Origin of the sequence: Sphingobium sp. Ant17 (assembly GCF_000588875.1) — a bacterium.
Taxonomy (GTDB): Bacteria; Pseudomonadota; Alphaproteobacteria; order Sphingomonadales; family Sphingomonadaceae; genus Sphingobium.
Genome location: NZ_JEMV01000093.1, coordinates 1 through 12,179 on the forward strand (window position 1 = coordinate 1; position 12,179 = coordinate 12,179).

Here is a 12,179-nt window from a genome sequence, read left to right on the forward strand (position 1 = left end):
CGCCGCCGCAGGCGCGGCGACCGTGGCCACGGCCAGGGCATCCAGCCCGGCCGCGAGCGTGCGATAGCGCGCGCACGGTGTGGCGCAGGCGCGGGTGGCGTAGAGGTAGGCCATGCCGTCCTCCAGGCCCGGCGCGAGCGCGAGCCGCAGGCAGCAGCCGGGCCAATGCGACACCAGCACCAGGCGCTTGCCGTCGTGGATCAGTTGCTTGCGGCCAGGGACGCGCCAGAACTCGAAGGCATGAGCTTCGGGCGGCGGGTCGGCATCGGGGTAGAGCTGCACCACGGCATCGTGATCGGGGAACCAGGCCGGATGCGCGTCACGGGCATCCAGGGCCGGGTCTTCCAGCAGGCGCAGGCCCCACGCCTGCGCCGCGTCCGGCCAGCGGCGACGGCGCAGCCAGTCGCGGCGGTAGTCGGGATTTCGGCGCAGGTATTCCCACGCCAGCGCAGGGCCGTCAAGGTGCAGAACGTAGAGATAGGCCGCTGTCGGATACCAGTGTTCGGCGCTGCGATCAGTCATGGCGAAACCTCCCTCTGTTTGGGATGCGTCGCCACGATTTCCGCGATGCGGGAGCTATCGAAATGCCATCAGGTCGTCATCAAAATTGGTTAGGCTGTAACTGTCGGTGTCAAGACCATTTGGCTCCTGCGTGTTGCGGAAATCGTCTGAATGCGACGGCTACGCCTTTAGGAAAATGACGCGCAGCACCGAACACCGTGCCGCAGCCCGCGCCCAAGATCAGGACTGTTTTCAACAGGATCGCACCACTTCGGTGCAAGCATGCGGATTCAGACCTTCACGGTCTTGACCAAGATTGAAATAGTCACGATGCGTCCCGGCTGGCCGGGCCACGCTGGTTTTCATCAGTCCGTGATCGCGCCGTTCTCCTGCGCCAGCCGGACGTATTCCGATAACAGATGCGCCGCCTGGAAATACCGATCCCGTCGCACCGGCAGCTTGCGCGGGCCGACGATGCCGGCTAAGTCGGACAGCTTGACCGTCCCCAGCGAAGGCAGGCCGATACCAAGGTCGATCAGGCCGTAGGCCGTGTCGCCATCCGCAGGATCGAGCGACACCAGCAGCCAGGTTACATGCGCGTCCGGCGTGAACAGGCGCACCACGGGCAGCGGGTCGAGCCGCTGACCAGCGGCGAGTGCCGCGCCGTGGGCCAGCAGTCGGGCGCGTTCATCGGCGGTGACAAGCGGCAGGGTCATGGGAAGCCTCCGCACGAAACCGACGATGCGCGGATGCGCTCTTGTGCCAAAGCACAGAACCGTCGAACCGTATCTGTGCATTCGTGTGGAAGCACGGATGTGCAAGCCATCGCATCCGCAGAAGAACGGAAGCACCGAAGCGGAATTGTCGGAAGCCGGAAAGACACGGATGCGATTCCCCGGTTCTGTCGGAATCCGCAGATGCGGATTTCCGTAAAAGCACGAAAGCGGCCTCTCAGCATGAATGAACACTATAGATTGTAGCCCTATAGGACTCAATGGGTTGTCATCTTGGTTTTGAGAGGAAACCATAGGTGGCGGCAAAGTACTCATTGGCGAAGGCGTTGAAGACGGTCAGGAAGGCGCGCGGCTTGAGCAGGAAGCGTTCTCCGACGTGTCGAGCCGCACCTATATGAGTACGCTGGAGCGCGACCTGAAAAGTCCGACTCTGCACAAGCTGACCGAGCTGTGCGAGGTCATGGACGTGCATCCGCTCACGTTGTTGACGCTGGCCTTTGCGGGCGACAGCACGCGCAAGGCTGACGAGTTGATGGCGCAGGTGCGCCAGGAACTTGAGGCGGTACTGAACTCTGATGGAGATTGAGAAGCGACATGGCATATCGAAATGGAAACTACACCGCCTTTTACGTTGCAGAGCCATTCCATCCCAGCTCGCTAGGTGCCAATGCGACGAAGGATTTTCAGTATTACAACACCCTACGGATGTGGAAAGGTGCTGATGCGACGTTCCCCTTCGTTGATTCGCACGACAAAACTTACAGTGTCCGCGATGGCAGCGATTGGGAATACACACTGAAACCCAGGCTCAGGGAGCGCCTTCGGAGCTCGAAGAACATTATCCTCATCTTGAGTTCGATCACGACGAATTCCCGCGCCCTTCGAGAAGAAATCGACTACGGGATCAACGATCAAGGGCTTCCTGTCATTGTCATCTATCCCGAATATGCCACCAAGGAAAGTCTGCTTGTCGACGGATCATTGAAGCAGGCGGTTAAGAACCTGTGGGGAAATCTTCCCGTGTTCCGGGATTCGATGAGCAAAGTCCCGACGCTTCATGTCCCGATGAATAAAGAGCTCATCAAAAAATCCTTGCAGGACGGCGAGTTTATGGTTGGGAGCATGAAGGCCCCAGGCATCTACAGATACAACCCATAATCAATCGACATATCGGAGCGAATGATTCACGTCATGGCGAAGGTCAACTTTTTTGACAAGCGGGTCATCAAGAAATTCCTTGAGATCACCGCTGTCGTCAGCGGTACGCTGTCATTCATAGTTATTTTTGTTGACGTTCCTGCCGAGTGGAAGCTGAAGGCTGGCTTGGCTTTCTTGGCAATACTGGCACTCACCTACGTGGTGATATGGCTCTGGTCGAACAACCTGAACAGTATCGACATCAATGTTGAGGGCAGCGATGTCGCGATCAAGACCGGCGACATTTTCCAACAGCCGGGATTGAAGGCAATTGCCTTCAATGAGTATTTCGACACTCAGGTGGACAACAAGATAATTGGCGAGACTTCTCTCAACGGAGTTTTCATCCAGAAGCATCTCGGCGTTCCGATTTCCGAATTAGACCGCTACATCGAGGAATACGCTTTTGATGAAAGTGAAGTCCTGGAGGAGAACGAGGCAAGGAAATACGGTAAGAAGAAAAGGTATCAGATAGGCACGATTTGCCTTTACAAAGACTATCTCCTGACCGCGTTCTCCAAGTTCGATGAGAACAACAAGGCGCTACTAACGATGCCGGAGTACCTTGAGTTCCTCATTAATTTCTGGGACAAGGTAAACAACGTGTACGCCCAGCAAAGCGTATCGACAACAATCTTTGGATCAGGAATCACGCGAATCAAAGGACACAAGAATATTTCCGACGAGGATCTACTGAAAATCATGCTGTGGACATTCAGAATCAGTGAGATGCGATTCAAATATCCCGCGAAGCTGACCATCGTGATCCACAAAGACAAGATCGACCAGATCAATCTTCTCGATATCAAATCCGCCAGGAACGGCGTGTAGTTTTCAATGGCGGTTCGGAGCGAGCCCACTTTGCAGATGCTGACCCGGCCGATCCGGCACAGGCCGGTTCGGCGGTGCTCAAGGGGCGCCAAGCCATGCGCGCAGCGCCGCAGGCGCGAAGGCGTGAGGGATTGGAGCCGGATGGCCGTGACGGCAAAGACGGCACGGGGCGTAGCCCGTAAAGCCCGGCGGCGCATCGCGCCGACACGCCATGCCCTGACAACAGCCATAGACGCAGCTCACAGACAGGGGGGCGCGGCTCGCTATGGGGCACCGTCTGCCGTTGCCGCGTTCGGGACGAACGAACAGCGCAGCGCCCGCCGCATGGCGGGGCGCTGCGGGCGGCGGTCACGCCGCCTGGGGCTTGCTGCGCGACCAGATCAGGTCGTGCGTGCCGTCTTCGCCCTCGATCAGGCGGGCGTAGACCGTGGCCGGAAACGAAGGATCGTCGAGGGTCACGGAGATGTACTCCCGCCCGGCCTCACTGGTCTTCTTCCACGCCGCGCCGATGTCGTGGCTGGTCGCCTGCAGGCGGAAGTCGGGGGCCTTCTCGTTGTCCCCCTTGTCGTTGGGCACCAGCTTGACCTTGACGTTGAGCGTCAGGCTGCGAAGCGTGCCGGTGAAGCCGTCTTTGTCTGCGGTGAAGGTGCCGATGTTGGCCATGATGATTTCTCCTTACGGTGGAACAAGGTTCGCGCCCATCGCGTCCTTGTTGTGATCCGGCCGACGGGGGACGGGTGGGCGGCACCGCTTGCGGTCGAAACGCAGTGGAGAGCCGTGAGGCGAAAAGAATTTGTCCCGCGAGGAATGCGCCGAACGCAGTGACAAAGCAGGGGAAATTGTTTTCGCTGGACGGTTGCAGCCATGAAGCCCGAGGCGCAGCCGCGCCACCGCCAGGATTCACAACAACACAAGGACGCCTTGGGCCGAACCGCACCGCAAGGAGATAGGGCCGGCTCGGCATCCCCGCATGAAGGCTGCTCCGGCTCGCCCGCTGACGCGGGCCAGGTCAACCACCCAACGACAAGCGAGAATGCCCCGCCACACCTTGCAGCGCCGGTCTTGAGGTGTGCGTGGAAGCTCCATAGCGATGCCGGGCGGGTTGTCCGTGAACTTCCTTCGTGACGTGATGGGCAAGAACCGCCAGCGTTGAGGACGGCGCGCATTCGGACAACCTGCCGCAGCAAGCGTCAGCGTGTTCGCCGGCGCCTCGTTCATCGCGGCGGGGCGCTGGCCGGGCCGATCAGGCACAGCCGGTTCGGCGGCATCGAGGGGCGCCAAGCCGTGCGCGGCGCGGATAGTCCGCAGGGCTTTCCCCTGGAGGCAAACGCAGCGCGCAGCGCCGCAGGCGCGAAGGCGTGAGGGATTGAAGCCGAATGGCCGTGACGACAAAGACGGCACGGGGCGCAGCCCGAAAGCCCGGCGGCGCTTTGCGCCGACACGCTCAAAAGCCTAAGAGCACAACAAGGGGCTCATTCTGGGAAATAGCAGGCACTATTTCCAAATAGATTTAATTTGCCGATGCCTACAGATTCGCCAACGAAATGGGATAACCCTGAGCCGCCATTTCCTTTGCCAGAAGCGGCCCTGCATCCTTTTGCAGATTGTCCTTGAATGGGATATAGAGCAACCCTTGGATGTCGGATGGGCGCTCCATATTGTCTTGTTGCTTCATGAGAATGGCAACGTTCTTACGACCGAGCAGCGTAAGCATCATGCCCAATTCCATCACAACATTTTGGCGCGCACGGAACGCCTTTTCGTCTTCGTGACCAGCGCGGTAGCCCTCGTCGTCGGGCGTGGCCAGCACCACAGCAAACTTTACTTCTGCCGTGTATTTTTCCAATTTCTCGATGATGGTCTGCCCTTCCGAAGGAAGTTGATCCAAGATCAACGGCTCAAGCCTCCAGCGGCGCAGCATCGCTTCAAGCTCGGTTCGGGCGGCATTATCGTGCCCATAAACCACGAATACCTTGCTGAGCATTGGCTTAGCAGCAGCGCCATTCTGTGGAGCTGGTGCCGCAGCCTGTGCAGGTTGTACGCCAAGGCAAGCCTTTACCGCCTCTTGGTTCTTGCCCTGAACATTGAAATTGCCGGTGTGGTAGCTATTGACGATTGCTCCATTTTGCAAACGAAGTTGTGTGCCAGTGCCGTTTGCAAGTGCCGTCTCATTCGCAATCTGAAGATTGCCGGCCTGTAGGCAGGCCTTAATTTCGTCGAGAGTCATTGCCATTCCTTCTAAGCTCCCCAAATCGCTTTTTTCGCAGCTTCGCTAAGTACATCGACAACAATGTCGCGCACGCCAGATGCAACCGAAGCGCCGACCTTCGTCATCACCTTCTTGAATCGAAGGGATGCAACTTGAGTTTTTGGACTGTCTTTGGTCAATTCCGTCAAATCGGTACGGAACTGCTGGACTTCTTCTGGCGACAGCTCTGCGCCTGCTTCCACTAGCTCAACAGCGCCAGCAATCTTGCGTTCAGTCCAAGGGAATCGGCTACCGCAGTTGTGGCAGAACGAGGGAGGCTCGTAATCACCACCCAAGCCGAAAACGCCTTCAACGTAGAAATCGCCGCGAATGGATGCGCTGCACGAAGGACACTGCATGATGGTCTCTTCACCGCACTTAGAGCAGAACGCCTCTCGAAGCTCGGGATTCTGATCAGCGGCTGTTGTTGCGACATGTCCGTTAGGACAAACCTGTGCGACCCGATATGTCCCCATTACGCTCCCTTGTTATTTATGCCGATAGATACGGCGTTGGTCAAATCAAGGGATTCTAAAGCAACAGCGTGGAAATTGGAGGCGTGGATGACACCGGGCGCGGCCACTGCCGCGCCCGGATTTTTGCACTCACTGCGCCCAGGGCGCGGTGCTGATCGGGTTATTCCTTCGTCTCGATGAGCCACCACACGGCACGCGGCAAGGCGCGGCCCGTGATGGGGTGAATGTCGGTCAGGTCGGCGCGGGCTGACCAGCCCGAGGGCGGGCGGTAGCCGCGCACGTCGCCTTCGCCGTGCCAGCGGCGGGCGCGTATCGTGCCGGGGGCATAGATCGCCGCCATGCGGGGGCGGCTGGTGGTGTAGGTCATGGGTGTTCTCCTTCCAGCAAAGCGCCCCGGTCGAGGCCGGGGCGCTTGCTTTTGCACGGGTCAAGCGGCTAGCGCCACGGCGGGCTCATCTGCTGTTGCCTCGGCATCCTCCGGGGCGTCGTCCTGCTCCTGTGGTTCTGCCTGCGTGGCGTCCGGCCCTTCGGCCTTGAAGATGGCAGGCATCCAGCCCGTGCCGTCTGCCAGCCGCTCGGCTTCGCTGGCAATGTCGGCCTTCTTTAACTTCGCCAGCCGGGTGACGTGCGACGGGGCGAACCGCTCCACGGCTTCCAGAATTGCGGCCTTCGGCACATGCCGGAAATAGCCTCATTGGTGGGCTTCCACCATGCGGCCATGTCCAGCCTCACGGCCTGCGCGAGTTCTTCGCCCGGCTGCTGCCGTGTGGTGCGGGGTGTCACCACGTCCACCGTGACGGCCACGCATACCGCCAGCAGCCGCACCAGTTCGTCTTGGGACTTCGCCAGCAGCGCGGCGAACAGTTCGGCGCTGTCCTGCGGCAAGGCTTCGCCCGCCACCTGTTGCAACTCGCGCAGAGCGACGGCGGCGGGGGATTCCGGCCAGTCGGGGGCCATGCCTTCCAGCCGGTCTTGCACTTTCAGGCTCACGCCCAGCGGCAAGTCGTGGCCGTGGTAGCCGCCTTGCAGCACCGTTTGCACCATGCCATGCACCAGCGCAGCCAGCGCCACTTGCGGATGCCGTGCCACTTCGATTTGCAGCGCGGCGGTGCGGTGGGCGCTCAACCGTTGCGCCAGCCGGTCGGACATGGCGGCGGTCTTGGGCTGCCCTTCGCTGTCTCCGTCCTCGCCTTCGTCGTCGTTCCCAGCATCCTCGCCGCTGAACCCTTGGCGCAGGCGTTCCAGCGTGCGCAGCGCCTTGGCTTCGGCCTCGCGCAGCAGCCCGCGATAAATCACGGCCTGACCGTTGCGGTCGGTGGTGACGATGGCACCGGCTGCGGCCTTGACGGTCGCGCCGTAGTCCTGCAAGCCATCTTCCAGCGCCTGCAACTGCTCGCCCACGGCTTCGCCTTCTTCCTGCAAGGCATCGGCCTTTTCCTCGTCCTCGGCATCAAGCGCGTCATCCACGGCGGCGGCCAGTTCGTGCATCTTGGTTTGCAGCTTCTTGATGCGCTGCGCTTCGCGCTTGTTCGGTTCGCGGCGTTCCCTCGGCGCACGCTGGAAGGCGTGCAGGTCGGCATGGGTCACGGCGTGGGTGGCATCCACCCACGCCCAGCCTTCGGCCTTCACCTCGGCGGCGATACCTGCCAGCTTGTCTTGCGCCAGCCGTTCCAGCAGCGCGGCATCGGTCAGATACACGCCCGCGTCACCTTCCGCGAACAGGTCACGGCGCACACCACCGCCTGCGGCTCCGTAGGTATCCAGCCCCACGAAACGCACCAGCGGATGCCGGTATGCGTCAATCTCGCGCTCGGTGAGGCGGTCGCGCAATTGCGAAGGGTTGCGCTGCCACTTCGGCGCGTCGTAGAACGCGGTTTCCTGCGCGGCGTGGTCGTCGGTGATGGCAAGGGCCATCAACTGATCGAGCGTCACGGCTTCGGCACGGTAGTCGGCCAGCAGGCGCGGCGAGACGTTCGCCAGCTTCAAGCGGCGCTGCACCACCAGCGGGGACACGCTGAAATCGGCGGCTATGTCCTCGATGGGTCGGCCTTCGGCCACCAGCGCGGCGAATGCCTCGAACTGGTCGGCGGGGTGCATGGCTTCGCGCTGCACATTCTCGGTGAGGCTGGCCGTGCGGGCGGTGCCATCGGCCACCAGCAGGCAAGGCACTTCCCATTCCTTGCTGATGCGGCGCTTTCTCGCCAGCAGCTTGAGGGCTGCGAGGCGACGGCCACCGGCCACCACTTCGTAATTCTCGCCATCGGCGGCGGCAATGACGATGAGGTTTTGCAGCAGGCCGACACGCTGAATGCTCGCGGCGAGTTCGGGAATGGACATGCGCGGGGTCTTGCGCACATTGCGCCCGGTCGGGCGCGACACCAGCCGCGACAGCGGAACCAGAATCAGGTTCTTGGTCGGGTCGGCGGCTTCCAGCGGGGTAGCGGCGGCGGCGTTGAGGGCGCGGGCTTCGGTCTGGGTAACGGCGTTCATGGTGATAACTCCTATGGGTTCAGGGATGAAGCAGCGAAGAAAGCGGCAAGGGCTGCTGCCTGCCCCTGCCGCGTGGGGAATCAGGCTTTCAACTGGCGCAGGCCATCGGCCAGCATCCAGAGGGCGCGATTGAGGCGCACATCGGAATCAATGCCCTGCACCGGGCGGGTTTGCTGGCGGCGTCCGTTGACGCTGCGGCCATGCAATCCGCCTTTGGTCAGGTTCTCTTGGGTGCGGTTGAACACGCTCCACAAGTCCGGGCGACGGTCGTCGAACCGGCGCGGCATCAGGATTTGGCTTTCCGTGATGGGCGCGGGTCTGTTGTCGGTGGGGTCGTACTTCAAGGCCAGCGCGGAACGGGCGAACACTTCGGCTTCGCCTTCGTCCAGCGTGATAGCGCGCATGGCATCGCGGGAATCCTTCACCCGGTCGAAGCCGCGCAAGACTTCGTAAGCGCCTTCGATGACATGCCCGGAAACGTCGCCCTTGTGGGGCACGCGCACATCGGCCACGGTGTCGCCGCATACAAGGCCATTGCTGCACACGAACCGGAACATTCCGGCCAGCATCTGATAACTGCTCGTCCCGTCATGGGAATTGAGCAACACGATTTCATTGGCTTCCGCGCCGTTGATCTGGCTTGCGTGGCGCAGGCGCAGCATGTGTTTGGTGTGCTCGCGCTTGCCTTCGTCGCGCACGCGGGTTTGCGTCACCATGAAGGGTTGAAACCCCTCCTTGCGCAGTTCGGCCAGCACGGCGGCGGTGGGGATGTAGGCGTACCGCTGCGAACGGCTTTCATGCGGCGCGTCCGCGAAGATGGACGGGGCCACGCGGTGAATCTGGTCATCGGTCAGCGGGTAATCGCTACGCAGCGAGGGGGAACGGGAAGCGAAACGGGATGCGAGTTGCATGGTCTTTCTCCTGACGAAAAGGGTTTGCTGTTCAAACCGCACACCGGATTCCTAGATTCGGAGCCCAGCCTTTCGGCTGTTTGGTGCGGTTGGCACGAGGAACCCGGTTGGCCCTGTTGCCACCGTCTTTCCTGAGTTCATCGCCCGCGGCCAAAGGAGCGCGCGGACGAGGACCGTCAAGGAGACAAGCGCAGGGTTGGTGCGGCCCGCAGCGCAGCGAGGACACGGCCCTGCGCGCCTTGACGGCACCCGGAAGCGGGCTACGGTCGCGGAGAAGGTGATGAAGTCAGGGGAGACGGCTGGACATGGCAACGGCCGTCCCTGTGTGCCGAACCGCACGCAAGCGAAGCGCGCAGGTCCGAAGCTGGAAGCCGGGCCGAAGGCGTCAGGGATGTGAAAGGCTGGCGAATGCCAGTCCCGTCAGGGATGAGCGAAAAGCGAACCTGGAACAGCGCGGTCCGCGAAGCGGAGACGCAGGAGAACTCTTCGCTTATTATTTGTTTTGCAAGCAAATGTTGCCAAAGCAAGAACACGGAGGTCCAAAAATGATCGTCTGCATTAACCGCCTCAAGCAGTTCGGCATCTTCAACGACTTTAATGGAACGAAGATCCAGAAGTTCGGCCGGTACAACTTGGTCTATGGCTGGAACGGAACAGGCAAGTCAACCCTGTCGAACCTTTTCTCTTGCTTTGAGCTGCGCTCGATGGTTCCTCGCTTCAGTGCGGGCCAGTTTTCAGTAGCTTTGGAGGATGGCTCAACTATCACGGAAGCTACACTCCATTCATGCCAACTGAATATTCATGTCTTCAATCAACGCTTTGTGCATGAGAACATTGATTGGGACAAATCTGTAAAAAGCATCCTTCTGATTGCGAAAGAGAAGATTGATGACTTACAGAAGCTGGAGAAGTTAAAGGGAGAGCTTCAGTCGAAAAGGAAGGCTCACGACGAGAAGCAAGGCGAGGTAAAGAAGCAGCGCGAAGCGTTGGACAAGTTTCTGACCAATGCTGCCAAAAAGATGAAGCTAGGGCTTCAGGCGATTGATACAAGCGATAGCTATTACCTCAATTACGATCGCCGAAAGCTGTCCAATTTCATTCAGAGCAACGGTGAAGCCATCATCAAAGCCGATTCAGTTCTTTCAGATGATAAAGTTATCGACCTTACGAATGCCGCGAAACCAGATCAGCTTCCAAGCATCAATTTCGTCTCAACATCCATTGAGCCGGATTACTTCAAGAAGGCATCAGGTCGAATCAGGGATTTGATTGGGACTACGGCGGTCAATCAAGCTATCCAGCGGTTGACTGATAACCCGGACATCCGTGAATGGGTTCAAACAGGCTTGGAAATCCATAAAAACCACGAGTCGCAATCGTGCGAGTTCTGCGGCTCTACTTTTACCCAGCTTCGTGCCGAGGCACTTGCTGCCCACTTCAGCAAAGAGTTCACGGATTTTCAGCGCCGACTTCAGAACGCGGCGACTTGGATTGAGTCTCAAGGCGCTCCAGCCAATCAGTTGCCCGCAGCGACCGAGTTTTATAAAGAATTATCGGCCGAGGCGGATAAGCTCCAAAAAGGACTACGCAACCGCTGCTGAGAAGATTGATAAGCAAATGGACGGATGGCGCGAAGCCTGAAGGCCAAGATCACAGACCCTGGAAAGACGGACATTCAAATCTCGGACGTGGTCGAAGATGACGTCAAAAAACTTCAATGAGATTCTGAAGTCGATCGTCGCGCTCGTCGGAAAGCACAACAATAAAGACTTCTAAACTTCAAAATCTGAGACCTCAAAAAAGCAAAAGTGGCACTGGAGCTGCACTTTGCTGCGGCTGAGGTGCAAGAATTTGACTATGCTGGAAGTGAGAAGAAATGCAATGACCTTGAATCAGAAGCAAAAAAAACGACCACAAGGAAATTGAGAAAATTAGTCAAGAGGTCGGTGCTATAGAGGCGCTGCTCTCGAATGAAACGGTCGGAGCGAAGGAGTTCAATGACATCTTGCATCGCTTCATTGGCCGCTCTGAACTTTGTCTCAGCTTCAATCAGAAGAAGAAGGGTTATGAGATCATCAGAAACGGGGTGGGTGAGCATGATGGGAACTTGAGCGAAGGTGAGAAGACTGCGATTGCATTTGTGTACTTCATCACGAAGCTCAAAGAGAACGGAAACAACATCAAAGACACGATTGTCGTCGTTGATGATCCAGTCTCAAGCTTTGATTCAAACCACTTGTTCCATGCCTATTCATTCCTGAGAACTCAATGTACTGAAGCCAAACAACTTTTTTGTGCTGACCCACAATTTCACCTACTTCAAGCTAGTGAGAGATTGGTTCACTGGAGCGAACAGAAACAGGATCAACAAGGGAAAAACGGAGAACTGCTTCTTCTATCGGCTGGATGCTCCACCTGGCTCACCCCGCCATTCATTGCTTGTTGACGCTGATGACTCTCTGAAAAATTACGGTTCTGAGTATCACTACATATTCAAAAAAACTTTATGAGTACAGAGCCCATACGACTCTTAACAGAGATGAAGCATTCTTGACTGCGAACCTTGCTCGCAAGCTCGTTGAGTCGTTCTTTACCTTCAAATATCCAAAGCGGAGAAGCGACATCAGTCAGTTGATGGATGTTGGTCTGAAAGACTGCATCATCACAACACCGGAGCTGAAGGAGAAGATCTATCGTTTTATCAACAAGTATTCGCATAGCGACGTAATCGAGATAACCGAGGAGTCCGCAGAAAAACTTGGCAGGCGAAAAGTCATAGCGTCATCGGGCA

Annotated in this window: 15 protein-coding genes and 1 pseudogene; 7 read left to right on the plus strand and 9 right to left on the minus strand. The window is 58.4% G+C overall.

What is annotated here, in order from left to right:
- Together BF95_RS22895 and BF95_RS22900 are read right to left on the minus strand one after the other, a co-directional pair.
- The coding region (locus BF95_RS22895; protein WP_043154798.1) for a DUF7011 domain-containing protein at positions 1 to 522 on the minus strand (522 nt) is incomplete at its 3' end.
- A gap of 344 nt (positions 523 to 866) precedes the next feature.
- Positions 867 to 1,217, minus strand: coding sequence for a DUF2958 domain-containing protein (locus BF95_RS22900; protein ID WP_009405759.1), 351 nt, complete (start codon positions 1,215 to 1,217; stop codon positions 867 to 869).
- Between the two features lie 394 nt (positions 1,218 to 1,611).
- Here BF95_RS22900 and BF95_RS22905 point away from each other — a divergent pair, with 394 nt between their 5' ends.
- The 3 genes from BF95_RS22905 to BF95_RS22915 are packed head-to-tail and all read left to right on the plus strand — an operon-like array spanning position 1,612 to position 3,263.
- Positions 1,612 to 1,821 (plus strand): hypothetical protein, encoded by a 210-nt coding sequence (locus BF95_RS22905; protein ID WP_043154794.1) that lies wholly within the window; start codon positions 1,612 to 1,614, stop codon positions 1,819 to 1,821.
- Positions 1,822 to 1,829: 8 nt separating this feature from the next.
- Positions 1,830 to 2,393 carry a TIR domain-containing protein gene (locus BF95_RS22910; protein ID WP_004350855.1) on the plus strand — a complete coding sequence of 188 codons (564 nt, stop codon included), beginning with the start codon at positions 1,830 to 1,832 and terminating at the stop codon, positions 2,391 to 2,393.
- Positions 2,394 to 2,426: 33 nt separating this feature from the next.
- Positions 2,427 to 3,263, plus strand: a complete 837-nt coding sequence (locus BF95_RS22915; protein WP_226184115.1) for a macro domain-containing protein — start codon at positions 2,427 to 2,429, stop codon at positions 3,261 to 3,263.
- Positions 3,264 to 3,611: 348 nt separating this feature from the next.
- On the opposite strand, the gene BF95_RS22920 is transcribed toward BF95_RS22915, so the two are convergent.
- From BF95_RS22920 to BF95_RS22945, 7 genes are all read right to left on the minus strand, one after another.
- Positions 3,612 to 3,926, minus strand: coding sequence for a DUF736 domain-containing protein (locus BF95_RS22920; protein WP_004350859.1), 315 nt, complete (start codon positions 3,924 to 3,926; stop codon positions 3,612 to 3,614).
- A gap of 862 nt (positions 3,927 to 4,788) precedes the next feature.
- Positions 4,789 to 5,490 (minus strand): TIR domain-containing protein, encoded by a 702-nt coding sequence (locus BF95_RS27660; protein ID WP_011002526.1) that lies wholly within the window; start codon positions 5,488 to 5,490, stop codon positions 4,789 to 4,791.
- Between the two features lie 11 nt (positions 5,491 to 5,501).
- Entirely contained in the window at positions 5,502 to 5,987 is a 486-nt protein-coding gene (locus BF95_RS26815; protein WP_004350864.1) for a DUF2321 domain-containing protein, read from the minus strand.
- 160 nt (positions 5,988 to 6,147) lie between these two features.
- Positions 6,148 to 6,354 carry a hypothetical protein gene (locus tag BF95_RS22935; protein WP_004350866.1) on the minus strand — a complete coding sequence of 69 codons (207 nt, stop codon included), beginning with the start codon at positions 6,352 to 6,354 and terminating at the stop codon, positions 6,148 to 6,150.
- A 60-nt stretch (positions 6,355 to 6,414) separates the two neighbouring features.
- Positions 6,415 to 6,636 (minus strand): hypothetical protein, encoded by a 222-nt coding sequence (locus tag BF95_RS31255; RefSeq protein WP_443018420.1) that lies wholly within the window; start codon positions 6,634 to 6,636, stop codon positions 6,415 to 6,417.
- Positions 6,591 to 8,477: a ParB/RepB/Spo0J family partition protein gene (locus tag BF95_RS22940; protein WP_443018421.1), complete on the minus strand. Its 1,887-nt coding sequence runs from the start codon at positions 8,475 to 8,477 to the stop codon at positions 6,591 to 6,593. The genes BF95_RS31255 and BF95_RS22940 overlap by 46 nt, the downstream gene beginning before the upstream one ends.
- Before the next feature lie 80 nt (positions 8,478 to 8,557).
- On the minus strand, positions 8,558 to 9,430 hold the full coding sequence (locus tag BF95_RS22945) for a DUF932 domain-containing protein (protein ID WP_443018422.1): 873 nt from the start codon (positions 9,428 to 9,430) through the stop codon (positions 8,558 to 8,560).
- Positions 9,431 to 9,693: 263 nt separating this feature from the next.
- Here BF95_RS22945 and BF95_RS29855 point away from each other — a divergent pair, with 263 nt between their 5' ends.
- From BF95_RS29855 to BF95_RS30475, 4 genes and pseudogenes are all read left to right on the plus strand, one after another.
- Complete coding sequence (locus tag BF95_RS29855; protein ID WP_235209957.1) at positions 9,694 to 10,989, plus strand: AAA family ATPase; 1,296 nt, start codon at positions 9,694 to 9,696, stop codon at positions 10,987 to 10,989.
- Between the two features lie 290 nt (positions 10,990 to 11,279).
- Positions 11,280 to 11,660: pseudogene (locus tag BF95_RS30465) on the plus strand (AAA family ATPase); the annotation flags it as partial.
- A gap of 55 nt (positions 11,661 to 11,715) precedes the next feature.
- Positions 11,716 to 11,898: a hypothetical protein gene (locus BF95_RS30470; RefSeq protein ID WP_268747198.1), complete on the plus strand. Its 183-nt coding sequence runs from the start codon at positions 11,716 to 11,718 to the stop codon at positions 11,896 to 11,898.
- A gap of 40 nt (positions 11,899 to 11,938) precedes the next feature.
- Positions 11,939 to 12,179, plus strand: a 241-nt coding sequence (locus tag BF95_RS30475) for an AAA family ATPase (protein WP_268747197.1), incomplete at its 3' end; no start/stop codon positions are given.

What these genes read in the sequence shown, in the direction of transcription:
- BF95_RS22920 (WP_004350859.1), bottom strand. Translation starts at nt 3,926, where the DNA reads ATGGCCAACATCGGCACCTTCACCGCAGACAAAGACGGCTTCACCGGC.
- BF95_RS22910 (WP_004350855.1), top strand. Translation starts at nt 1,830, where the DNA reads ATGGCATATCGAAATGGAAACTACACCGCCTTTTACGTTGCAGAGCCA.
- BF95_RS29855 (WP_235209957.1), top strand. Translation starts at nt 9,694, where the DNA reads ATGGCAACGGCCGTCCCTGTGTGCCGAACCGCACGCAAGCGAAGCGCG.
- BF95_RS22935 (WP_004350866.1), bottom strand. Translation starts at nt 6,354, where the DNA reads ATGACCTACACCACCAGCCGCCCCCGCATGGCGGCGATCTATGCCCCC.
- BF95_RS22915 (WP_226184115.1), top strand. Translation starts at nt 2,427, where the DNA reads ATGGCGAAGGTCAACTTTTTTGACAAGCGGGTCATCAAGAAATTCCTT.
- BF95_RS26815 (WP_004350864.1), bottom strand. Translation starts at nt 5,987, where the DNA reads ATGGGGACATATCGGGTCGCACAGGTTTGTCCTAACGGACATGTCGCA.
- BF95_RS22900 (WP_009405759.1), bottom strand. Translation starts at nt 1,217, where the DNA reads ATGACCCTGCCGCTTGTCACCGCCGATGAACGCGCCCGACTGCTGGCC.
- BF95_RS22940 (WP_443018421.1), bottom strand. Translation starts at nt 8,477, where the DNA reads ATGAACGCCGTTACCCAGACCGAAGCCCGCGCCCTCAACGCCGCCGCC.
- BF95_RS27660 (WP_011002526.1), bottom strand. Translation starts at nt 5,490, where the DNA reads ATGACTCTCGACGAAATTAAGGCCTGCCTACAGGCCGGCAATCTTCAG.